Annotated in this window: 22 protein-coding genes and 1 pseudogene; 12 read left to right on the plus strand and 11 right to left on the minus strand. The window is 67.8% G+C overall.

From position 1 onward, the window contains the following. The first annotated feature begins 38 nt into the window (after positions 1-38). Both AC1RVY_RS26190 and AC1RVY_RS26195 read left to right on the plus strand, forming a co-directional pair. A complete protein-coding gene (locus tag AC1RVY_RS26190) occupies positions 39-821 on the plus strand; it encodes an SDR family oxidoreductase (RefSeq protein WP_218295210.1) in 783 nt (260 codons plus the stop codon). 142 nt (positions 822-963) lie between these two features. Beyond that, positions 964-1383: an acyl-CoA thioesterase gene (locus AC1RVY_RS26195; RefSeq protein ID WP_492255281.1), complete on the plus strand. Its 420-nt coding sequence runs from the start codon at positions 964-966 to the stop codon at positions 1381-1383. 24 nt (positions 1384-1407) lie between these two features. Here AC1RVY_RS26195 and AC1RVY_RS26200 read toward each other — a convergent pair whose 3' ends face one another. Genes AC1RVY_RS26200 through AC1RVY_RS26210 form a run of 3 tightly spaced genes read right to left on the minus strand, consistent with a single transcriptional unit; the run spans position 1408 to position 3572 of the window. After that, positions 1408-2118 carry a hypothetical protein gene (locus AC1RVY_RS26200; protein ID WP_492809054.1) on the minus strand — a complete coding sequence of 237 codons (711 nt, stop codon included), beginning with the start codon at positions 2116-2118 and terminating at the stop codon, positions 1408-1410. Between the two features lie 4 nt (positions 2119-2122). Then, positions 2123-2704 (minus strand): peroxidase-related enzyme, encoded by a 582-nt coding sequence (locus tag AC1RVY_RS26205; protein ID WP_218295207.1) that lies wholly within the window; start codon positions 2702-2704, stop codon positions 2123-2125. Positions 2705-2756: 52 nt separating this feature from the next. Continuing rightward, a complete protein-coding gene (locus AC1RVY_RS26210; protein ID WP_255594671.1) occupies positions 2757-3572 on the minus strand; it encodes an IclR family transcriptional regulator in 816 nt (271 codons plus the stop codon). A gap of 133 nt (positions 3573-3705) precedes the next feature. On the opposite strand from AC1RVY_RS26210, the gene AC1RVY_RS26215 reads away from it, so the two are divergent. The 5 genes from AC1RVY_RS26215 to AC1RVY_RS26235 all read left to right on the plus strand — a co-directional run bounded on the left by AC1RVY_RS26215 (position 3706) and on the right by AC1RVY_RS26235 (position 9609). Then, positions 3706-4713 carry a Bug family tripartite tricarboxylate transporter substrate binding protein gene (locus tag AC1RVY_RS26215; RefSeq protein ID WP_492809056.1) on the plus strand — a complete coding sequence of 336 codons (1008 nt, stop codon included), beginning with the start codon at positions 3706-3708 and terminating at the stop codon, positions 4711-4713. A 273-nt stretch (positions 4714-4986) separates the two neighbouring features. After that, positions 4987-5673: an RraA family protein gene (locus AC1RVY_RS26220; RefSeq protein WP_492244835.1), complete on the plus strand. Its 687-nt coding sequence runs from the start codon at positions 4987-4989 to the stop codon at positions 5671-5673. Continuing rightward, positions 5670-6614: an NAD(P)-dependent oxidoreductase gene (locus tag AC1RVY_RS26225; RefSeq protein ID WP_492809059.1), complete on the plus strand. Its 945-nt coding sequence runs from the start codon at positions 5670-5672 to the stop codon at positions 6612-6614. Before AC1RVY_RS26220 ends, AC1RVY_RS26225 begins: the two co-directional genes overlap by 4 nt. A gap of 274 nt (positions 6615-6888) precedes the next feature. Then, positions 6889-9099, plus strand: a complete 2211-nt coding sequence (katG, locus tag AC1RVY_RS26230; protein ID WP_492809061.1) for a catalase/peroxidase HPI — start codon at positions 6889-6891, stop codon at positions 9097-9099. A 120-nt stretch (positions 9100-9219) separates the two neighbouring features. After that, the gene (locus AC1RVY_RS26235; RefSeq protein WP_218295202.1) at positions 9220-9609 is read left to right on the plus strand and encodes a carboxymuconolactone decarboxylase family protein; all 390 of its coding nucleotides are present in this window, start codon (positions 9220-9222) and stop codon (positions 9607-9609) included. Positions 9610-9613: 4 nt separating this feature from the next. On the opposite strand, the gene AC1RVY_RS26240 is transcribed toward AC1RVY_RS26235, so the two are convergent. Beyond that, positions 9614-10156, minus strand: a complete 543-nt coding sequence (locus AC1RVY_RS26240; protein WP_218295201.1) for a PAS and helix-turn-helix domain-containing protein — start codon at positions 10154-10156, stop codon at positions 9614-9616. Between the two features lie 77 nt (positions 10157-10233). Between AC1RVY_RS26240 and AC1RVY_RS26245 the strand changes: the two genes are divergently transcribed. Both AC1RVY_RS26245 and AC1RVY_RS26250 read left to right on the plus strand, forming a co-directional pair. Further along, on the plus strand, positions 10234-10941 hold the full coding sequence (locus tag AC1RVY_RS26245; protein ID WP_218295200.1) for a CoA transferase subunit A: 708 nt from the start codon (positions 10234-10236) through the stop codon (positions 10939-10941). 2 nt (positions 10942-10943) lie between these two features. After that, positions 10944-11582, plus strand: a complete 639-nt coding sequence (locus AC1RVY_RS26250) for a 3-oxoacid CoA-transferase subunit B (protein ID WP_492244832.1) — start codon at positions 10944-10946, stop codon at positions 11580-11582. A gap of 139 nt (positions 11583-11721) precedes the next feature. Here the strand turns inward: AC1RVY_RS26250 and AC1RVY_RS26255 are convergent, their stop codons facing one another. The 6 genes from AC1RVY_RS26255 to AC1RVY_RS26280 all read right to left on the minus strand — a co-directional run bounded on the left by AC1RVY_RS26255 (position 11722) and on the right by AC1RVY_RS26280 (position 17803). Continuing rightward, positions 11722-12015, minus strand: a complete 294-nt coding sequence (locus AC1RVY_RS26255) for a DUF4148 domain-containing protein (RefSeq protein WP_218338710.1) — start codon at positions 12013-12015, stop codon at positions 11722-11724. Positions 12016-12296: 281 nt separating this feature from the next. Further along, positions 12297-13139, minus strand: a complete 843-nt coding sequence (locus tag AC1RVY_RS26260; RefSeq protein WP_218295197.1) for a class I fructose-bisphosphate aldolase — start codon at positions 13137-13139, stop codon at positions 12297-12299. A gap of 50 nt (positions 13140-13189) precedes the next feature. Next, positions 13190-14197: an aldo/keto reductase gene (locus tag AC1RVY_RS26265; protein ID WP_218295196.1), complete on the minus strand. Its 1008-nt coding sequence runs from the start codon at positions 14195-14197 to the stop codon at positions 13190-13192. Then, entirely contained in the window at positions 14194-15228 is a 1035-nt protein-coding gene (locus tag AC1RVY_RS26270; RefSeq protein ID WP_218295195.1) for an ABC transporter permease, read from the minus strand. Before AC1RVY_RS26270 ends, AC1RVY_RS26265 begins: the two co-directional genes overlap by 4 nt. Beyond that, positions 15225-16745: a sugar ABC transporter ATP-binding protein gene (locus tag AC1RVY_RS26275; RefSeq protein ID WP_492809075.1), complete on the minus strand. Its 1521-nt coding sequence runs from the start codon at positions 16743-16745 to the stop codon at positions 15225-15227. Before AC1RVY_RS26275 ends, AC1RVY_RS26270 begins: the two co-directional genes overlap by 4 nt. Before the next feature lie 11 nt (positions 16746-16756). Then, entirely contained in the window at positions 16757-17803 is a 1047-nt protein-coding gene (locus AC1RVY_RS26280) for a substrate-binding domain-containing protein (protein WP_218295194.1), read from the minus strand. A gap of 181 nt (positions 17804-17984) precedes the next feature. Between AC1RVY_RS26280 and AC1RVY_RS26285 the strand changes: the two genes are divergently transcribed. Genes AC1RVY_RS26285 through AC1RVY_RS26295 form a run of 3 tightly spaced genes read left to right on the plus strand, consistent with a single transcriptional unit; the run spans position 17985 to position 22058 of the window. Further along, positions 17985-19529 carry an FGGY family carbohydrate kinase gene (locus AC1RVY_RS26285; protein WP_492255286.1) on the plus strand — a complete coding sequence of 515 codons (1545 nt, stop codon included), beginning with the start codon at positions 17985-17987 and terminating at the stop codon, positions 19527-19529. Then, positions 19526-21301: a glycerol-3-phosphate dehydrogenase/oxidase gene (locus tag AC1RVY_RS26290; protein WP_492809066.1), complete on the plus strand. Its 1776-nt coding sequence runs from the start codon at positions 19526-19528 to the stop codon at positions 21299-21301. Before AC1RVY_RS26285 ends, AC1RVY_RS26290 begins: the two co-directional genes overlap by 4 nt. 1 nt (position 21302) lies before the next feature. Beyond that, positions 21303-22058: a GntR family transcriptional regulator gene (locus AC1RVY_RS26295; RefSeq protein ID WP_218295192.1), complete on the plus strand. Its 756-nt coding sequence runs from the start codon at positions 21303-21305 to the stop codon at positions 22056-22058. Between the two features lie 129 nt (positions 22059-22187). Here AC1RVY_RS26295 and AC1RVY_RS26300 read toward each other — a convergent pair. Beyond that, positions 22188-22379 (minus strand): annotated as a pseudogene (locus AC1RVY_RS26300) (DUF4148 domain-containing protein); the annotation flags it as partial.

Consider the following 22379-nt stretch of genomic DNA (forward strand, 5'->3'; position numbering starts at 1 on the left):
GAACGACCGTTCTATTTTGATCAGTGGGGAAACTCTAAATGGCTTACAGCATCGACTTGTCCGGCCGCGTGGCCTTCATCACGGGCGCCTCCAGCGGCCTGGGCGCACAGTTTGCGCGCACGCTGGCGCGTGCAGGGGCGGGTGTCGTGCTGGCCAGCCGCCGGGTCGAAAAGCTCAAGGAACTGCGCGCACGCATCGAAGGCGAGGGCGGCGATGCCCATGTGATCGAACTCGACGTGACGGACCATGCCTCGATCAAGTCCGCCGTGGCGCATGCCGAGACGGAGATGGGCTCCATCGACATCCTCGTGAACAACTCGGGCGTGAGCACCACGCAGCGCATCCAGGACGTGACGCCCGAGGACTACGACTTCATCTTCGACACCAACGTGAAGGGTGCGTTCTTCGTCGCGCAGGAGGTGGGCAAGCGCATGCTGGCCCGCTCGCGCGGCGCCGCGCCAGGCAGCTTCACGGGCGGGCGCATCATCAACATCGCCTCGATGGCCGGACTCAAGGTGCTGCCGCAGATCGGCGCCTACTGCATGAGCAAGGCCGCCGTGGTGCAGATGACCAAGGCCATGGCCATGGAGTGGGGCAAGTTCGGCATCAACGTGAACGCGATCTGCCCCGGCTACATCGACACCGAGATCAACCACCACCACTGGAACACCGAGCAGGGCAAGAAGCTCATCGACATGCTGCCCCGCAAGCGCGTGGGAAACGCGCAAGACCTGGACGCGCTGCTGGTGATGCTGGCCAGCGACCAGAGCCATTTCATCAACGGCGCGGTCATTGCGGCGGACGACGGTTTTGCGGTATAGGTTCCCCCTGAGTCGCTGCGCGCCTTCTCCCTGAGGGAGACTCCACCCCGCGGTCTGGCGGGGCCAGTTCCACGGTGGCATGGGTGTTGGGTGGGGCGCGCCAGCTGCGTAGGCCGTGATCGTGCAAACAACTGAGTCAACGATGAAGATCGAAATCCCTGAGGTCAAGAAACTCGTCCATGAAATGCGCTTTCCCGTGCGCTGGGGCGACATGGACGCCATGGGCCATGTGAACAACACCGTGTATTTCCGCTACCTGGAAACGGCGCGCATCGACTGGATGGTGTCCGTGGGCTGCAACCCCGACCCGCGCGGGCAGGGCCCGGTGATCGTCAACGCCTTCTGCAACTTCTACCGCCAGCTCGAATACCCGGCCGACGTGCTGCTCAAGCTCTATGTGAGCGATCCGGGCCGCACCACGTTCGAGACCTGGGGCACGATGGAGCGGGCGGACCAGCCGGGCGTGGTCTGCGCCGCGGGCGGCGCCACGACGATCTGGGTGGATTTTCCGCAGCAGAAGGCCACGGAACTGCCTGACTGGATGCGGGCGATGGTCAGCTGAGGCGGTGGCGGACGGCCCGCGGGCTCAATCGGCCGGCAGCGCGATGCAGTGGGCCAGCGGCACGCCGCGCTCCTGCGCTGCGCCCAGCAGCAGCACCCGCCGCAACTCGGGCAGGTAGCGGACCGCGGTCTGTGGTGCGCTGTAGCCATTGGTGTCGGACAGGCTTTCCTGCATGCGCAGCATCCGGCCCGTTGGCCGGTGTTCGATGGCCAGGGTGCGCACGCCCGTATAGAAAGTGCTGTCGATGCGGCCTTCGGTGCCGAAGAAGCCGCCGCCCACGCGGGCCTTGCGGTGCGTGCCCTGGAACGTGGTGGCGATGCGCAGCTGGCCGTCGCGGCTGGTGCAACTGCCCTCGAATACGGCCGCGCAGTCCATGGGCAGCGGGTTCTGCCGCACCATGACGGGCTGCACGGCCGGTGCCTGCAGCGCTGCGACGGGCACCGGTTCCAGGTGGGCGCAGTCCGTGTCAGGCACCACCTTCCATGCCGTGGCGCCGGGGGAGTCCGCGATCTGCAGCCGTGGTATGCCCACGCCCGCGCCCAGGTAGTAGGCCGGTGCCTCGTCCCCGCTGCGGTAGAGCGTGGACGACAGCAGCGGCGACAGCGCACCGGGGGGCACGGCCAAGGGCAGTGGGTGCACGGCCAGCGTTCCGGCGGGAGGCCCGAACCCGGCGCACCGCGCCGCACCCGCCGTGAAGGCGAGTGCCAGCAGCAAGGCTCCGGGCGCGGCGCGCATGGCGTCAGGCGGCCGGCTTGGCCTTGGGCACGCGGCCCATCAGGTAGAACTCGGGATTGGGCAGCATGCCCGCGAAGCTGGCCATGCGGTTGGACAGGCCGAAGAACGCGGTGATGGCCGCGATGTCCCAGATGTCCTCGTCGTCGAAGCCGTGGGCGTGCAGCGCGGCGAAGTCGGCATCCTCGATCTCGTGCGAGCGTTCGCAGACCTTCATCGCGAAGTCGAGCATGGCGCGCTGGCGCGGCGTGATGTCGGCCTTGCGGTGGTTGACCGCCACCTGGTCGGCCAGGAAAGGCTTCTTTTCGTAGATGCGCAGGATGGCGCCATGCGCCACCACGCAGTACAGGCACTGGTTGGCGGCGCTGGTGGTGGTGACGATCATCTCGCGCTCGCCCTTGGTGAGGCTGCCTTCTTCCTTGAGCATGAGCGCATCGTGGTACGCAAAAAACGCGCGCCACTCGGCCGGGCGCCGGGCAAACGCCAGGAACACGTTGGGGATGAAGCCAGCCTTCTCCTGCACTTCGAGGATGCGGACGCGGATGTCTTCGGGCAGGCTGTCGAGCGAGGGCACAGGGTAGCGGGTCACAGGGGTCTCCTTGTCGATTTTTCAGTAGGTGGCAGGCATCAGTATCCGGGATTCAGGGATGCCACTGCGTGGCGCGCACGGGGCTTTGCGCGGGCGCTGCCGTGTTGCCCGCCAGCGCATACGACAGCTGCGTCGCGGCGCCGATCACCGTCTGGGCCAGGGCTTCGAGCTTTTCGGCCGGCAGGCGCGATGCGGGGCCGGAGATGCACACCGAGCCCATCAGGCGCCAGTGCATGCCGAACACCGGCGCCGACACCGTGGCCACGCCTTGCTCGCGTTCGCCGATGGACCAGTGGTAGCCCTTCCTGCGGATGTCTTCGTACGCCTTGCCCGGCTCGCCCGAGAACGCCAGGATCACGCGGCCCGGCGAGCCCTTGTCGAGCGGCAGGCCTTCGCCCATGCGGGCGTGGTGGCGCAGCGCCTGGGGGCCCTCCACGCGCACCAGGCAGGTCCGCACGTTCCCCTCGCGCACGTAGAAAGCCGCGCTTTCGCCCGTGGCGTGGGTCAGTTCGCGCAGCGCGGGCTCCAGCACGTTCTGCACATCGAAGCCCGCCTGGTAGCGCGCGCCCAGCCAGCCCGCGGCCGGGCCCAGGCGCCAGTCGCCGTCCTCGCGCTGCACCATGAAGCCCGACTGCGCCAGCGTGCGCGCCAGGCGCAGCACTGTGGTCTTGTGCAGGCCGCAGCGGCGGCTCAGTTCGGCCAGCGGCAGGCTGGACTCGCCCAGGGCAAAGGCCTCCAGCACCTGCAGGGCCCGGGTGACGGCGATGACGCCCCCGGAGGGCTCGGCCTCGCCTGCGGAGGCCGGTGCGGCAGGCTGGGGCGCGCGGGGCAGCGGAGGGTGTGCGGGCTGGCGGGGGCTGTTGCTCATGGTGCCATTCGTTTCACTGTATGCAACTGCATTGTATGGGTTGAAACGTCTGCGTAAAGTCGCGGCCACGGCGCCGGGCCCTCGCAGGTTCTGCGGACCGGCGTGAAGCACCACCATAAACGGAGACAAATCCATGCCAGCTTTTTCATCGCTTTCGCGTGCCGTCGGCGCGCACCTGTGCCACGCGGTGCTGGGCCTTGCCGCCCTGGCCGCACCCGCAGGCGCAGCCCTGGCGCAGGCCGCCTACCCGAACAAGCCCATCCGCCTGATCGTGCCGTTCCCGCCCGGCGGCGGCACCGACATGATCGCGCGCACCGTGGCGCAAAAGCTCACGGACCAGAACAAGTGGAACGTGATCGTGGACAACCGCCCCGGCGCGGGCGGCAACCTGGGCGTGGACGCCGCGGCCAAGTCGGCCCCCGATGGCTACACGCTGGTCATGGGCCAGACCAGCAACCTGGCGATCAACCCCACGCTGTACCCCAAGCTGCCCTACGACCCCATCAAGGACCTGGTGCCCGTGGCGCTGGTGTCGTCGTCGCCCATCGTGATCGCCGCGCCGGCCAATTCGCCCTACAAGACGTTTGCCGACGTGGTGGCCGCATCCAAGGGCAAGCCTGACGCACTCACGCTGGGCTACTCGGGCAACGGCACGGTGGCCCACCTGGCCGGCGAGCTGGCCGAGAACGCGGCGGGCATCAAGCTGCGCCACATCCCCTACAAGGGCGCGGCCCAGGCCATGACCGACCTGATGGGCGGGCAGATCGATCTGTACATGTCGTCCGTGCCCACGCTGCTGGGCCAGGTGCGCAACGGCAAGCTCAAGGTGCTGGCCATCACGTCGGCCAAGCGCTCGTCGCAATTGCCGGATGTGCCCACGCTGGCCGAGTCCGGCTACAAGGGCTTCGAGGCCGTGACCTGGTTCGGCATCCTGGCGCCCGCCGGCACGCCCGCACCCATCGTGGCGCAGCTGAACAAGGCCATCAACCAGGCACTGCAGCACGCTGAAGTGGCCGAGAAGCTGCGCTCCGAAGGCGGCGATATCTTGGGCGGCTCGGCCGATCAGTTCGGCCAGCTGCTGCGCACCGAAGTGCCGCGCTGGGGCAAGATCGTCAAGGACTCGGGCGCCAGCCTGGACTGATACGGCTTTGCCTTCAACAGGCCTGTCTCCTTGGGGAGCCTTGCCGTGTACCGCACTGCCTGCGGCTCCCCGCCCAGCGATCCGTTGAAATGCCAAGCGCGCCCCACGCCCGGGCCCCACACGTCGCCCGTCCATCTTTTTCCAACCGCATTGCCTGCAGCCGCTCCACGTCCGCGGTCGCGCTGCGGCATGGGCATTGCGCAGCTGACACCGTGCCACCGCCGCAGCCGCGCAGGCCCCACCGTTTTTCGTGCTCTCTACAAGGAATTCACCATGAGCCAACCCCCCGACATCATTCGTGACATCGACCGCGTGAGCGCCGAGGTCGTGCACAAAGCCGCGACCTTCCAGGCCGCCATCCTGGCCGACGTGGCGGGCCGCCGCGGCACGATGCATGGCCGCGTGGCCCCGGTGCACCAGGGCATGAAGGTGGCCGGCCCGGCCTTCACCGTGGAAGTGCGCCCCGGCGACAACCTCATGATCCACGCCGCCATCGCGCTGGCCCAGCCGGGCGACGTGCTGGTGATCGACGGCAAGGGCGACCTGACCGCCGCCCTCATGGGCACGCTGATGCTCAGCGCCTGCAAGAAGCGCGGCCTGGCCGGCGTGATCGTGGACGCGGCCATCCGCGACAAGCTCGAGATCCTGGAACTGGACTTCCCCGTGTTCAGCGCGGGCTTCAACCCCGCCGGGCCCACCAAGTACGTGCCCGGCCGCATCAACCACCCCATCTCCGCCGGCGGCGCCACGGTGAACCCCGGCGACCTGGTGGTGGGCGATGCCGACGGCGTGGTCGTGATCGAGCGCGCCAAGGCCCCCGGCATGATGGCCCTGGCCGACAAGAAGGTGGCCGACGAGGCCGCCCGCATCGACGCCATCGCCCGGGGCGACACGGCCTCCAAGTGGCTGCCCGCCGCGCTGCGTGCGGCAGGTGTCCTCCAGGAAGGGGAGTCGCTGTGAGCACCAACCCCACCATCATCGTCACGGGCGCCGACCTGGCGCAGCAGGCGCTCGGCCTGCTCACCGGCTACGAAGTCATCTACGCTGGCAAGACGCCGACCGAAGACGACATGGTCGCCCTGGCCAAGCAACACGACCCCGTGGCCATCATCGTGCGCTACGGCAAGGTGGGCCCGGCCGTGATGGACGCGGCGCCTTCGCTCAAGGTGATCTCCAAACACGGCAGCGGCACCGACACCATCGACAAGGTGGCGGCCCAGGCGCGCGGCATCGAGGTGGTGGCTGCCGTGGGCGCCAATGCCGCGGCCGTGGCCGAGCAGGCGCTTGCGCTGCTGCTGGCCTGTGCCAAGTCGGTGGTGCAGCTGGATGCACGCATGCACGCCGGTCACTGGGACAAGGCCACGCACAAGAGCCTGGAACTGGGCGGTCGCACCGTGGGCCTGGTGGGCCTGGGCGCCATTGGCCTGCGCTTTGCCAAGATGGCCGACGCCCTGGGCATGCGCGTGATCGGTTTCGACCCGTTCGCCAAGAACCTGCCCGGCTACGTGCAGAGCGTTCCGCTCGAAACGATCTGGCGCGAGGCCGATGCCGTGTCCCTGCACTGCCCGCTGACCGACGAGAACCGCGGCATGCTGAACGCCGCCACGCTCTCACAGTGCAAGCGCGGCGTCATCGTGGTGAACACCGCCCGCGGCGGCCTCATCGACGAAGCCGCGCTGCTGGCGGCCGTGCGCTCGGGCCAGGTGATGGCGGCGGGCCTGGACAGTTTTGCAGTGGAGCCCATGGTGGCCGGCCACCCGTTCCAGGGCGAGAAGAATTTCATCCTCAGCCCGCACATCGGCGGCGTGACGAGCGACGCCTACGTGAACATGGGCGTGGGCGCGGCCCAGAACCTGCTCGCCGTGCTGGCCCGTGAGGCGGCAGCCGCCCCAGCCGCGTAGCCAGGGCGGGGGACATGCTCGTGAGCACAATTTTCAAGCAAAAATGGCCTCTAGCGCTTACCTGCAAGGCGCTGGAAGCTACGCTATTGATAGCGCCTGCAGCGTGCCTTGCGCAGCTGGCGACTACCCATCCAAGCTCGTGAAGCTACCGGCCTTTGTGGTTTGATAAATATTGACTATCAATCGAATTCAATCGATTCAATTTACGTGTCATGGATTGCTTCCTACCATTGGTCTCGCCAAGTGCCTGAACCGCTTACACAAGGAGAGACCCATGACGACAGAAGCCCAATGCCCTTTCGACCACGGTAAGACCGCCGCGCCCAAGGGCCGTGGCAACGCGGACTGGTGGCCCAACCAGCTCAACCTGCGCCCGCTCAACCAGAGCTCTCCGCTCGTCGACCCCATGGGCGACGGCTTCAACTACGCCGAAGAATTCAAGAGCCTGGACCTGGCCGCCGTGAAGGCCGACCTGCACGCGCTGATGACCGACTCGCAGGACTGGTGGCCGGCCGACTTCGGCCACTATGGCCCGCTGTTCATCCGCATGGCCTGGCACAGCGCCGGCACCTACCGCCTGGCCGACGGCCGCGGTGGCGCGGGGGCCGGGCAGCAGCGTTTTGCGCCGCTCAACAGCTGGCCCGACAACGCCAACCTGGACAAGGCGCGGCGCCTCCTGTGGCCCATCAAGCAGAAGTATGGCCGCAAGATCTCCTGGGCCGACCTGATGATCCTCACCGGCAATGTGGCGCTCGAGTCCATGGGCTTCAAGACCTTCGGCTTCGGCGGCGGCCGCCCCGACGTGTGGGAACCCGATGAAAACGTCTACTGGGGCGCAGAGACCACCTGGCTGGGCGGCGACAAGCGCTACAGCGGCGAGCGCGACCTGGCCAAGCCCCTGGCCGCCGTGCAGATGGGCCTGATCTATGTGAACCCCGAGGGTCCCAACGGCAACCCCGACCCGATCGCGGCGGCGCGCGACATCCGCGACACCTTTGCCCGCATGGCCATGGACGATGAAGAGACCGTGGCGCTGATCGCCGGCGGCCACACCTTCGGCAAGACCCACGGCGCGGGCGACGCGGCCCTGGTGGGCAAGGAGCCCGAAGGCGGCGGCATCGAGGACCAGGGCTTCGGCTGGATCAGCAAGCACGGCAGCGGCTTTGGCGGCGACGCCATCACCAGCGGCCTGGAAGTGACGTGGACCACCACGCCCACGCAATGGAGCAACAACTTCTTCGAGAACCTGTTCGGCTTCGAGTGGGAACTGACCAAGAGCCCGGCTGGTGCGCACCAGTGGACGGCCAAGGGCGCCGAGGCGACGATTCCCGATGCGCACGATCCCTCGAAGAAGCGCGTGCCCACCATGCTCACCACCGACCTGTCGCTGCGCTTCGATCCGGCCTACGAGAAGATCTCGCGCCGCTTCCTCGCGCACCCCGAGCAGTTCGCCGACGCGTTTGCGCGCGCCTGGTTCAAGCTCACGCACCGTGACATGGGTCCGCGCGTGCGCTACCTGGGCCCTGAGGTACCGGCCGAAGTGCTGATCTGGCAGGACCCGATTCCCGAGGTGGACCATGCCCTGGTGGACGACCAGGACGTGATGGTGCTCAAGGCCAAGATCCTGGCGTCGGGCCTCACGGTGCCCGAGCTGGTGTCCACCGCCTGGGCCTCGGCCTCCACCTACCGCGGCGGCGACAAGCGCGGCGGTGCCAACGGTGCCCGTGTGCGCCTGGCACCGCAGAAGGACTGGGAAGTGAACCAGCCTGCGCAACTGGCCAAGGTGCTGGGCCAGCTCGAAGCGATCCAGCAGGACTTCAATGCCGCGCAGAGCGGCGGCAAGAAGGTCTCGCTGGCCGACCTGATCGTGCTGGGCGGTGCTGCGGCCATCGAGTCGGCCGCCCGCAGCGCAGGCCAGGAAGTGGGCGTGCCTTTCGCGCCAGGCCGCATGGACGCCTCACAGGAGCAGACCGATGTGCCTTCGTTCGAGGTCATGGAGCCGCTGGCCGATGGCTTTCGCAACTATGTGCGCCCCGGCCTCGAAGGCGCGGTGGCCGAGCTGCTGATCGACCGCGCCAACCAGCTCACGCTGACCGGCCCCGAGATGACCGTGCTGGTGGGCGGCCTGCGCGCCCTGGGCGCCAATGCAGGGCAGGGCCGGCACGGCGTGTTCACGCAGCGTCCCGGTGTGCTCACGAACGACTTCTTCGTGAACCTGCTGGACATGCGCACCCGGTGGCAGAAATCGGCCTCCGAGGCCGGCGTGCTGGAGGGCGTGGACCGTGCGAGTGGCGCTCCGAAGTGGACGGGCACGGTGGCCGACCTCGTGTTCGGCTCCAACTCGCAGCTGCGCGCGCTGGCCGAGGTGTATGGCAGCAGCGATGCGCAGGCGGTGTTCGTGCAGGACTTCGTGAAGGCATGGACCAAGGTCATGAACCTGGACCGCTTTGATCTCGCGCCCGCGGCACATCCAGCACAGGCCTGAGCCCCCCGGACTGACGACGCCACCGGCCTGGCCTCCTTGGGGAAGGGCTGGTGGCGTTGTGCTTTTCGGGCGGGCAGGGCGGCTACCATGGCGGCCCCAAAACCGAACCGGAGAGCCCGCATGACGCAACCCCCATCCTCCAAGGATTTCGACAAAGGCCTGGCCACGCGCAAGCAGGTCATGGGCGAGGACTTCGTGGCCAATGCCTTTGGCAATGCCACGGAGTTCACCCAGCCGATCCAGGAGTTCATCACCCGCAATGCCTGGGGCGATGTCTGGCAGCGCCCGGGGCTGGACATGAAGACGCGCAGCCTGATCACCGTGGCGTTCCTCACCGCGCTGGGCAAGCAGCACGAGCTCAAGGGCCATGTGCGCGGTGCACTCAACAACGGCGCCACGGCGGCCGAGATCCAGGAGGTGCTGCTGCATGCCAGCATCTACTGCGGACTGCCCACCGCCGTGGAGGCTTTCCGCACGGCCGCCGACGTGATCGACGGGCCGAAAAAATAAGGCTTCAGCCCGCCAGGAGCTTGTGCACGAGATCGGCTGCGGTCGACGCGTTGTACTTGCGCATGAGGCGGGCGCGGTAGATCTCCACCGTGCGGTGGCTGATCTCCAGCGTGCGGCCGATCTCCTTGGAGGTCAGGCCTTCCAGCAGGCGTGCCGCCACTTCGCGTTCGCGGCCTGTCAGCTCCGCTTTCACGGGGCGCTGGGAACTCAGGTCCTCGAAGCTCCAGATGCCCGATTCATGCGGTGCATTGCGATTGAGCGCGCGCCCCGACACATGGCACCAGAAGACCTCGCCGTTGGCGCGCTTCATGATGCGGTTGTCGGCGTAGTGGCCCTTGGCGTTCAGGATGGGCTCCATGTGGGCGCCCAGGCGCTCATACTCGTCGGCGCTCGGATAAAGTACCTGGAAGGACTGGCCGATCAGCACCTCGCGCGAGGCGCCGAACATCTCGCAGACCTGCCGATTGCAATCGACCATGGTGCGGTTGCGTGACAGCACCAGGCCCACGGGAGCCATGTCGAAAGCGAGCCGGTAATCAACGTCCATAGTGCAAATCTTTAGGGGATACTACTTATTCGGGTACGTAGTATCGTAGCGCATCCAAAATTCACAAGGAGATCGTGGTGAACAAGATATTCCCCTCCGCGGCCGAGGCCCTCCGGGGTGTGGTTGCAGACGGCCAGCTCATGGCTGTGGGCGGTTTCGGGTTGTGTGGCATTCCGGAGGCGCTGATCGATGCGCTGCGCGATTCGGGTGCCAAGAATCTCACCGTGATCTCCAACAATGCGGGCGTCGACGGCTTTGGCCTGGGCAAGCTGCTCGAGACCCGCCAGATCAAGAAAATGATCTCTTCGTACGTGGGCGAGAACAAGGAGTTCGAACGCCAGTACCTCGCGGGCGAACTGGAACTGGAGTTCACGCCCCAGGGCACGCTGGCCGAGAAGCTGCGCGCCGGCGGCGCGGGCATTCCGGCCTTCTTCACCAAGACCGGCGTGGGCACCATCGTTGCGGACGGCAAGGAGCTGCGCGAGTTCGACGGCGAAACCTATGTGATGGAGCGCTCCCTGGTACCCGAGGTGTCGCTCATCAAGGCGGATGTGGCGGACAAGTCCGGCAACCTGCGCTTCAACCTCACCGCGCGCAACTTCAATCCCGCCGCGGCCACGGCCGGCAAGGTCTGCATCGTGGAGGTGGAGCGCATCGTGGAAACGGGCGAGCTCGCGCCCGATGACGTCCATCTGCCCGGCATCTACGTGCACCGGATCGTGCTCAACGCCAACCCTGAAAAGCGCATCGAAAAACGCACCATCACCGAGAAAGCAGGAGCCTGACCATGCCGTGGACCCAAGACCAGATGGCCGCACGCGCGGCGCAAGAACTCGAAGACGGCTTCTATGTGAACCTGGGGATCGGCATCCCCACGCTGGTGGCCAATTTCACGGGCGACAAGGAAGTGTGGCTGCAGTCCGAGAACGGCATGCTGGGCATCGGCCCTTTCCCTACCGACGACAAGGTGGACCCCGACCTCATCAATGCCGGCAAGCAGACCGTCACCACGATCAAGGGCTCGTCGATCTTTGGCAGCGACCAGTCGTTCGCCATGATCCGCGGCGGCAAGATCAACCTGTCCATCCTGGGTGCCATGCAGGTCAGCGAGAAGGGCGACCTGGCCAACTGGATGATCCCTGGCAAGATGGTCAAGGGCATGGGCGGCGCCATGGACCTGGTGGCTGGCGTCAAGCGCGTGATCGTGCTCATGGAGCATGTGGCCAAGAAGAAGGACGGTACGGAAGACCTCAAAATCCTGCCCCAGTGCACGCTGCCCCTGACGGGCGTGGGCGTGGTCGACCGCATCATCACCGACCTGGCCGTGCTGGACGTGACGCCCGAAGGCCTCAAAGTCATTGAACTGGCACCCGGCGTCACCTTCGAAGCCCTGCAGGGCAAGACGGGCGTGACGCTGCTGCCGTAAGGCGTTGCTTCATGCACCGCCGCATGCGGCGGCGGGTTGACCCTTCAGGCATGCAAGACAAAAAGGCCGGAGCCCTTCACGGGGCTCCGGCCTTTTGCGTGGCGGCTGCGGTGCGCCTGCACCGCATGGCGGTGGCCTTTTACATCGCGCCGATTTCACCAGCGGGGATCTGGCCGGTGCGCACGGCTTCAGCAGCCTGGGCACGCACGGCGGCGCGGTCGGCCGTGGATTGGTAGGTCACCACGCGCGAACCTGCGGGCTCGATGGAGCGGGTCTGTGCCACGGTGGCGGCTTCGGCGGCCACTTCGGCGCGCGTGCGGTTCGTCTCGAACTTCGTGGCGAACTGCGAGGCATCGGCCTCGTCGGCCTGGGCACCGAAAGAAGCGAAAGCAGCCACGGCGGCGATGGAGAGGAAGCGGGCGGTCTTGTTCATGATGAAAATCCTTGAAGTTAAAAAAGCGTCTCAAAAAAGCCGGGACAAAAACCATTTCTGAACCGGGTTCGGTGAGTCGCCTTGCGGGTTCGGCTCATCGATGGGTTGAACTGTACGCCTGGGGTATCCAAAGAAAAACCATCTGGTCGCGAACTAACTGTTCCAGTTTTGGCAACAGTTGATGGGCGCATGGCGGCACACGCCGCGTCCTGCGCCGGGGCAACAAAAAAGGGCCTGTGGGCGTCTGGCGACCACAGGCCCTCCGGTTTCAGGGATTCATCTCATGCCGCTGTGTAGAGCTCCCAGGCCTCGGATGCGCTCGCGCCGCGGTGGATCATCGCCATCAGTGCGTTGACCACCGCCGACGGGTTGGCGTGCTGGTACACGTTCCGGCCATAGACCATGCCCACGGCCCCCTGGTCCAGCAGCACGCGCGAGCGCGCGAACACCTGCTGCAGGTCTTCGCGGCCGCCGCCGCGCACCAGCACCGGGCAGCGCGCTGCCTGCACCACGCGGTGGAATTCGGCGGGGTCGGTGGTGGGGTCGGCCTTCACGATGTCGGCGCCCATCTCGCGTGCCAGGCGCACCAGAGTCACGATCTTCTCGGCGTCGCCATCGACCATGTAGCCGCCTTGCTCGCTGTGCGGGCGCATCACCAGCGGCTCGATCATCAGCGGCATGCCGTAGCGGTCGCAGTCGGCGCGCACGCGCGCGATGTTCTGCACGCACTGGCGAAACAGGTCGGGTTCATTGGGCAGCATGAACAGGTTGACCACCACGCAGGCGGCATCGCGCTGCACGGCCGGCAGCACCGGGTCGTGCTCGTTCTGCAGCACGGCCCACATCACGCGGTGGGCCGTGGCGTTGTAGGGGTTGCCCATGTCGATGCGCATCACCAGCGCCGGCTTGCTGCGGCCCGGGCGGTCCTGCAGCAGGTCGGCCTGGCCGTAGTTGAGCTGGATGGCGTCGGGCGCGGCGGCCACGAGCTTGTCCATCACGCCGGGCATGTCCTCCAGCCCGTTGAGGAACGAGGGTTCGTTGCACACGCCGTGGTCCAGGGCGATGTCCAGGCAGCGCCCGTGGGTCAGCAGGCGGTTCAGGCGTGCGGTCTTGTCCTTCGACATACGAAGAGGTCCTTGGTTGGTGGGAGTAAGAAAAAGGGGGAAGAGGTTCGTCAGGCCAGCGCCTTCAGGTGCCGGGCGGCGGCCGTGTCGATGCGCAACACGGCCTCCTCGGGCAGGTCCAGCGCGCCGGCGGTGGCGTTCTCGGTGGCCTGTGCCCGCGTGCGTGCCCCGCACAGCGCCACCGATACATTGCCGCTGGCCAGCGTCCAGGCGATCATCAGCTGACCGAAGGAGCAGCCCAGTGGCCGGCGCACCGGTTCGAGTTCGTCGAAGAAGGCCTTGAGCCTGGCGCGGTTGGCCGCGCTGAAACGCGGGTTGCTCGCGCGCTGGTCGTCGCCCGTGAATTCGCGCGCCGGGTCGATAGGGCCGGCGAGCAGGCCCAGCGCCAGCGAGGAGTAGCCCAGCATGGCCACGTTATGGCGGCTGCACAGGGGCAGCAGCGTCTGCTCGATCTCGCGGTCGATCAGGCTGTAGCGCTCCTGCGCCGCGTCCACGGGGCCGTACTGCAGGTACTCGGCCAGCGTCTCGGGGCTCGCGTTGCTCACACCGATGGCGCGGATCTTGCCCTGCTGCTTGAGCGTGAGCAGGGCGTCCATGGTCTCCTCGACCGGCGTGGTGGCGTCCTGCCAGTGGGTGATGTACAGGTCGATGTAGTCGGTCTGCAGGCGTTTCAAGCTCTCCTCGGCCTCGTGGAAGATCGATTCGCGGCCCAGGTGGCGGTACACGGGGTGGCCGTCTTCGTCGAAGAAGTGCGTGCCCTTTTGCGTGTGCCACACCAGGCCGCACTTGGTGGCGATCACCGCCTCATGGCGGCGGCCCTTGAGGGCGGCGCCAACGATGTTTTCGGAGGCGCCCAGGCCATAGGCCGGCGCGGTGTCGATCAGCGTCACCCCGGCGTCGAGCGAGGCGGCTATGGCGTCGGTGGCGGCGGCACTGTCCTGGCCGCCCCACATCCATCCGCCCATGGCCCAGGTACCGAGGCCGATGGCCGAGCACTGGATGCCCGACGGGCCCAGGGTGGTGGTCTTCATCGCTGCGTTCATCATCACGGCATTCATCGTTGGGTCTTTCGGGTGTTCATGAGGTGGTCGATGGTCACGGCGGCCAGCAGGATCAGGCCCTTGATCACGTCCTGCCAGTAAGGCGATACGTCCAGCAGGATCAGCGAGCTGGTCACCACCGAGAGCAGGGCCAGGCCCAGCACGGCACCGAGCACCGTGCCCGAGCCGCCCTTCAGGCTGGCGCCGCCGATCACGGCCGCTGCGATCACGTTGAGCTCCATGCCCACGCCGAAGGTGGGCGTGGCCGCGCCGAAGCGCGCGGTGTAGATCACCCCGGCCAGGCCGGCGGATGCGGCGCACAGCACCGTCACCCAGAACTTCACGTGGCCCACGCGGATGCCCGAGTACAGCGCCGCCTTCTCGTTGCTGCCGGTGTAGAACACGCGGCGCATCAGGCTCGCGCGGCGCAGCACGAAATCGCTGACCACCACGATGAAAAGGAAGATCAGGATCACCGCCGGGATGCCGAACAGCGTACCCTGGCCGATGAACTTGAAAGAGGCCGGCAGCGAGAACAGCGACTGGGGCGTGCCCTGGGTGAGCGCCAGGCACAGGCCGCGCACGATGACCATGAAGGCCAGCGAGGCGATGAAGTGGTTGAGCCCGATGCGCACCACGCAGCCGCCGATCATGGCCCCGATGAGGGCGCTGGCGGCGATCGCGATGAGCCCGGCCGTCCAGGGGTCGAACCCCATCAGGAACAGCTTGCCCGTGACCACCATCGCAAAGCACACCACCGAGCCCACCGACAGGTCGATGCCGCCCACGATGAGCAGGATGGTCATGCCCACGACCACGATGCCTTCGATGGAGAAGGACAGCAGCATGGCGCGGATGTTGTCCCAGGTCAGGAAGTAGGGCGACGCGAAGCTCATGCCCACGCACAGCGCGAGGATGATGACCAGAAGGCCCATCTCGCGCATGCTGGTGAGCTTGGGGGCGCCGGGCTTGCCCGGCCCCCCGGGCGCCTCGCGCGGCGGCTGCAGGCCGGCGACGGAGCCAGCGTCCAATTGTGCGGGGTGATTCATGCGATTTCCTCTTGCTGTCGTTCCAGTCCCGAGGCCAGCCGCAGCAGGGCCTCTTCCGTCATGTCCTTGCCTTGCACCTCGCCCGCCACGCGCCCGTCGCGGATCACCAGGGCCCGGTCGCACAGGCCGATGATCTCGGGCAGCTCCGAGGAGATCACCACCACGCCCACGCCCTGGCAGGCCAGGTCGCGCAGGATGTGGTGGATCTCCGACTTGGCGCCCACGTCCACGCCGCGCGTGGGCTCGTCCATCAGCAGCACCGACGGGTTGGTGGCCAGCAGCTTGGCGATGGCCACCTTCTGCTGGTTGCCGCCCGAGAGGCTGGCCACCTCGATCTGCACGCCGTCGGACTTGAGCTTCAGGCGCGCGCCCAGCTCCTGCGCCAGCCGGTGCTCGGTCGCACGCTGCAGCAGGCCCAGGCGCGAGCTCACGCGCGCCAGCGCCATGGAGGCGATGTTCTGCGCGATCGGCAGGTCCAGGTACACGCCTGCGGCCTTGCGGTCCTCGCTGAGGTAGGCGATGCCTTCGCGCAGCGCGTCGCTGTACTTGCGGATGGCAAGCTGCTTGCCGTTGAGGCGCACGCTGCCGCCAGTGGCGGGGCGCAGGCCGCACAGGGTCTGCGCCAGCTCGCTGCGGCCGGCGCCCATGAGCCCGGCGATGCCCAGGATCTCGCCGCGCCGCACGGTGAACGAGACGCCGTGCACGCGCTCGCCGTCGGACAGATCGCTCACTTCGAGCACGTGCTCGCCGTGGTCTGCGTCCTGCTGCTTGGGCGGGTAGTAGTTGCCCAGGTCGCGCCCGACCATGCGCCTCACCAGGCCGTTGGCATCGAGCTCGGCCAGCGGGCCCGAGTGCACGTTGCGGCCATCGCGCAGCACCGTCACGCGCGTGCAGTGCGCAAAGATCTCGGCCATGCGGTGGCTGATGTAGATGATGGCTATGCCCTGGTCCCGGAGGTCGTGCAGCACGCGGAACAGGGCCGCCGACTCGTTGTCGGTGAGCGCGGCGGTCGGTTCGTCCAGGATCAGCACCTTGCAGTCAAGCGTGAGCGCCTTGGCGATCTCGATCAGTTGCTGGCTGGAGATGGGCAGGTCCCCCACGCAGGCGGCGGGGTCGATGTCCTGGCCCAGCCGCTGGAGCACCTGGGCGGCGCGCGCGTTGAGATCGGCGTAGTCCATCCATGCCTGCCGGCCGGCATTGATCTCGGGCATGAAGATGTTCTCGGCCACGGTGGCGTCGGCGCACAGGGCGATCTCCTGGTGCACCAGGCCGATACCCAGGCGCATGGCCTGGGCCGGACCATCGATGGCCACCACGCGGCCGTCCAGCAGGATCTCGCCTGCGTCCGGCTGGTGGATGCCATCGATGATGTTCATCAGCGTGGACTTGCCCGCGCCGTTCTCGCCGCACAGGGCGTGGATCTCGCCCGCCTGCAGCGAGAAGTCCACGCCCGAGAGCGCATGCGAAGCGCCGAAGCGCTTGCAGATGCCGCGCAGCGCGAGCAGGGGAGCGCCCATGGTGGTGGTGCTCACTCGCTGATGCCCTTGGTGCCGCGGCGCGCGAGGTACTTGTCCCAGTAGAAGTCGTCGGCGTTGGCCTTGCTGACCACGGCCAGGCCGTTGTCCAGGAAGGGCACGGCCATGGGGTTGGTGCCGTTGCGCTTGGCGTCATTCATCGGGTCGATGAGGCCGGGGTTCTTGGCCAGGAACAGCATCATCATGCCCATGTAGCCCTGCATGCCCTGGTTGGGGTTGATGGCGCCGAACACGTCGCCGGACTTGATCATGTCCAGGATCTTGGCGTTCACGTCGCAGCACATCACCTTGATGTTCTTCTTGGTCTCCACCTTGGCCTGGGCCGCACCGAGCGCCGAGTTGGCCTCGGGCATGAACAGGGCGCCCAGGTTGGGGTTGGCCTGCGCCAGGCTCTGCACGGCCTGGTAGGCCTTGTTCGGGTCCTGGTTGCTCGCGGCGCGGCCCACCAGCTTCATGCCCGGGTGCTTGGTCTTCATGCGGTTGATGAAGGCGGCGATGCGGCGGTCGTGGTTGTCCTGGCCGGGGTTTTCCAGCACGGCGAACTCGCCCTTGCCGCCCAGCGATGCGGCGATCGCGTCGGCGGCCTGCGCGCCTTCGCGGTCATTGTCCGAGGTGATGAACGAGGTGCGCTTGGAGTTGGGCGAGTCGGCCGCGAAGGTGACGACCGGGATGCCCATGGCTGCTGCGCGGTTGATGGGCTCGATGAACGGGTCGGGGTTCATGGGGTGCAGCAGGATGCCGGCGGGCTTGCGTGCCAGCTCCTGCTCGAACGAGGCCAGCTGCTTGTTCACGTCGTACTCGGGGGTGCCGGTGTAGCGGGTGCGGACACCCAGCGTGCGGCCCAGCTGCTTCATCATCTCGTAGACCGGAAACCAGTACTCCACGCCCGAGACCATCACGTTCATCACGTAGACGTCGCTGGGGTTGCCGCGCAGGCCACCCGCGGCGGCGGGGGTTGCTGCAGGTTGCTGCGCGAACGCGCTGGTGCCGGCCAGGCCGATACCGGCGGCGGCTGCGGACTTCAGGAAATTACGCCTCATTGATGTCTCCTCTTGTTGAACGGAGCAGCGTGTGATTGCTGCTTTCTCCAGGGCTGTGATGGGGTGCTTGGTGTCACGACAGTTGTTATGACAGGTAGAATGTAATCTTGGATCGAAGCGCCAGATAGTTAGGGGAAACACTACTGGATATGCCGGCTGGTTCGGTGGAAGCTGTTATGACATGAAGACCCAACTACTGATTGGCATCGACCTCGGGTCGAGCAGCCTCAAAGCCCTGGCCCTGGAGGCCGCGAGCGGCCGCACCGTCGCCCTGTCCCGCATGCCCCTGCAGCACGACCGCCTGCCCGGTGGTGGCTGCGAAGTGGGGGCATCCATGATCCGCTCGGCCCTGTCCACCGTGCTGCGCGATGTGGCGCACCAGCTCGGCGACCGCGTGGCCGATGTCCGTGCCATCGGCTGCACGGGGCATGGAGCGGGCCTGTATGCGCTGGATGCCCGCAATGAACTGGCCGGCGGCCGCGCCGTGGCCTCGACCGACCAGCGCGCCGGCGCGCGGGCCGAGTCCCTGGCAAGCAGCCATGGCCCGCAACTGCGCGCCGAGGTCGGCTGCCAGCCCTGGCCGGGCCAGCCCACCGTGATCGCGGCCGAGTTGCTGGGCAGCGACGCTGTGCGCAGCGGTGCCTTGCAACGCCTCATGTTCGCCAAGGACTACGTGGGCTTTCTGCTCACGGGCGAGATCGCCACCGACGCCAGCGACGCCAGCACGGCGGGCCTGCTCTCGGTGGCCACCGGCACATGGTCGCCGCTGGCCTTTGCGGCCTCGGGCGTCGCCGATCTTTCACCGAAGGCCTTCGGGCCGCTGGTGGACAGCGGCGAGGTGATCGGCACGCTGCACACTTCGGCGGCCGAGGCGCACGGCCTGCCAGCGGGCATCCCGGTGGCCATGGGCGCCATCGACCTGCTGGCGTCGATGACCGCCATCCGTGCCGAGGAGCGCGGCCGCGCCGTCTCGGTGCTGGGCACCTGGTGCGTCAATGCCGTCATCGGCCCGGTGGTGGAACCCCGGCCCGACGTGGTGGCTGTCGTGAATTTCGGGCCGGGCGACCGGCGCCTGTACATGGAGAACAGCCCCTCGTCGATGGCCAATATCGCCTGGCTGGCCGGGGTGCTTGGCCTGCCCGATGCGCGGGCCGTGGTCGACCTGGCGATGTCGGTGCCGTTCGGGGCCGGGGGACTGCGCTTTCTGCCTTTCGTGAACGGCGGTGCGGGCGTCTCGGCCGGCTTTGTCGGCCTTCAGAGCCACCACACACGCGGCGACATGGCGCGTGCCGTGGTCGATGCAGTCGCGGCGCTGCATGCACGCCATACGGCGCGCCTGGCGGCCGGCGGGCTGCCGGTGTCGGCCTCCACCGTGCTCGGTGGCGGTGCCAGCGACACGCGCCTGGTGCGCCTGCTCGCGGGCCTGCTCGGGCACCCGGTGGAGCGCTGCGCCGACGACGAGACCGGCGCGCGCGGCGCGGCGATCTACGCGGCGATGTCGCAAGGCATCGACACCCACCCCTTGCGCGCGCCCTGCGACACGGTCGAACCCGACGCCAGCCAGGCGCGGGCCCATGCGGACTTCAATGCCAACTTCAACGAACTGATAGCCACCATGTCCCCTGTATTCGGCCATCTGGCGGGCACATCGCCGGGCATTGCTGCGCCGCTGCCAGCGCTTGCGCCCACCCCCACACCCGCGCAGCGCGTGGAGGCCTTGCCATGAGCACGCCTGCACCATTGCCTTTCGTGCGCCCGGCCGCCGTGTCGGGGCACCATTTTTCGACCGTGATCGTGGGCGCCGGCATCAACGGCGTGGGCGTGTTCCGCGACCTCTCGCTGCAGGGCGTGGACTGCCTCATCGTGGACAAGGGCGACTTCAGTGCGGGTGCCAGCAGCGCGCCCTCGCGCATGATCCACGGCGGCCTGCGCTACCTGGAAAGCGGCAGCTTCTCGCTGGTGGCCGAGGCCACGCGCGAGCGCAACCTGCTGCTGCGCAACGCGCCGCACCTGGTGCAGCCGCTCAAGACCGTGGTGCCGCTGTCGAGCTTCTTCGGCGGGCTGATGAGCAGCGCGCTCAAGTTCCTGGGCCGCACGCCGCCCCAGCGCACGCGCGGCCTGCTGGCCGTGGCCACCGGGCTGCGCCTGTACGACCTGCTGGGCCGGCGCCAGCGCGTGATGCCCAACCATCGCATCAGCCGCGTGCAGCCGGCCGACCGCCTGCTGTTCCGGGCGGCCGTGCGCTGGACGGCGACCTTCTTCGACGCCTGGATCAGCCACCCCGAATGGCTGGTGCTGGAGCTGGTGCGCGACGCCTGCCGCGACCAGCCCCGCTCGGCGGCCGTCAACCACTGCCGCGTGACGGGCTGCACGGGCAAGACCCTCACGCTGCGCGACGAAGTCACGGGCGAGGTGGTGCAGGTGACGGCCGACACGGTGGTCAATGCCAGCGGCGCCTGGCTGGACCGCAGCACCGAACTACTGGGCGGCCCCGGCCCGCGCGTGATGGGCACCAAGGGCTCGCACCTGGTGCTCGACCACCCCCTGCTGCGCGACGCGCTGGGCGGGCGCATGGCCTATTTCGAGGCGCTGGACGGGCGCGTGTGCATCGTCTACCCCTTCCTGGACCGGGTGCTGGTGGGCTCCACCGACATTCCGGTGGACGACCCCGACCAGATCGCCACCGAACCTGCCGAGGTGGACTACCTGCTGGAGGTGCTGGGCGAGGTGTTCCCCAACCTCTCCTTCGGCCGCGGTAACGTGGTCTACACCTATGTGGGCGTGCGGCCGCTGGCGCGCTCGGATGCCGACAAGCCGGGGCAGATCTCGCGCGACCATTCGGTGGTGATCGATGCACCGTCCCCGTCGCGCGATATCCCGGTCGTGGGCCTGGTGGGGGGCAAGTGGACCACCTTTCGCGCGCTGGCCGAGGAGGCCACCGACGAGGTGCTGCGCCTGCTGGGGCGGGCACGCACCGCCTCGACCCGGCAGCTGCCCATTGGCGGCGGCACCGACATGCCCCAGGGCGAGCAGGCGACCGAACACTTCATCGACCGCATCGTCCAGGATTCCGGCCTGGCGCGCGGCCGCGCCCAGGCACTGCTGCGCCGCTACGGCTCCCAGGCCCTGGGCATGGCCCCGCATTTCAAGGTGGCGGGGGACCTGCCGCTGCAGCATGCACCCGATTACTCGGCGGCGGAGGTGGCCTGGCTGTGCACCGACACCGGCGTGATCCACCTCGACGACCTGGTGATCCGGCGCACGCTGCTGGCCATCCGTGGCCTCGTCACGGACGCGGCGCTGGCCGAGATGGCGGGCATCGCTGCACGGGCGCTGGGCTGGGATGCGGGGCGCGAACGGCAGGAACTGCACAATTGCACCACCGCACTGCGCGAACGCCATGGCGTGCGCCTGGCTCCCGCAGTCCCTGATCACACCGATGCAGCGCCGGCTTTCCATGCATCATTGACCATCCACCCGGCCCTGAGCCCGTCCTGACGTGAATTCACCGACCGAACTCCAGCCCCTGCTCGACCGCAACTCCGAATCGCCCCTGTGGGCGCAGTTCCGCGATGCCCTGCGCCTGCAGATACTGCAGGGCGAACTGGCCATCGGGGCCAAGCTGCCCTCCGAGGCCGAACTGGGCGAGCAGTTCGGCATCTCGCGCATCGTGGTGCGCGAGGCGCTGGCCGACCTGGTGCGCAACAACCTGATCTACAAGATCAAGGGCCGCGGCGCGTTTGTCGCGGCGCGCGAGCGCGACGAGGATTTCGTTTCCACCGTGCTCGGCTTCTCCGACGAGATGGAGCGCAAGGGCCGTTCGGTGCGCACCCAGGTCCTTGGTCAGCAGTTGCGCGCACCCACGCCGCAGGAGATCAGCGCGCTGGGCCTCACGGACGACACCCAGGTGGTGGCCTTGAAGCGGCTGCGCAGCGTGGATGGCGAGCTGCGCCTGCTGGTGGAAACCGTGGTGCCCGCCGACCTGGCGCCCGGCCTGCACCGCATGCGCCTGGACGACCGCTCGCTCTACGACGTGTTGCGCCGCCAGTACGGGGTGCGGCTGGTGCGCGCCGAGCGCTGGATCGACGCCGTGCTGCCCGACGCCGAGACCTGCGAACTGCTGCAGCTGGCAAGCCCCGAGCCGCTGCTGCGCATCGAGTCCATCGCCTATGGCGCCAACGGCCGCCGCCTGGAGTACTACAACGCCTTGCACCGCTGCAAGTCGAGCCGCCTGCACGTGCAGACAACGACATGATGACCCCCTGAGGCGCGGGCAGTCTCTCCAGGCAAAACGGGCTCCCGCAGGAGCCCGTTTGTCATTCATGCCTTCATGGCAACCACCGCGCGGAAGGAACGGGGGCATGGCCGCCCCGCCGCACGGCAATTACATGGCGTTGCCGATTTCGCCCGCGGAGATCTGGCCTGTGCGCACGGCTTCAGCAGCCTGGGCACGCACGGCAGCGCGGTCGGCCGTGGACTTGTAGGTCACCACGCGCGAGCCTGCGGGCTCGATGGAGCGGGTCTGGGCCACGGTGGCGGCTTCGGCGGCCACTTCGGCGCGCGTGCGGTTCGTCTC

Source organism: Acidovorax sp. GW821-FHT11A03 (assembly GCF_058809075.1).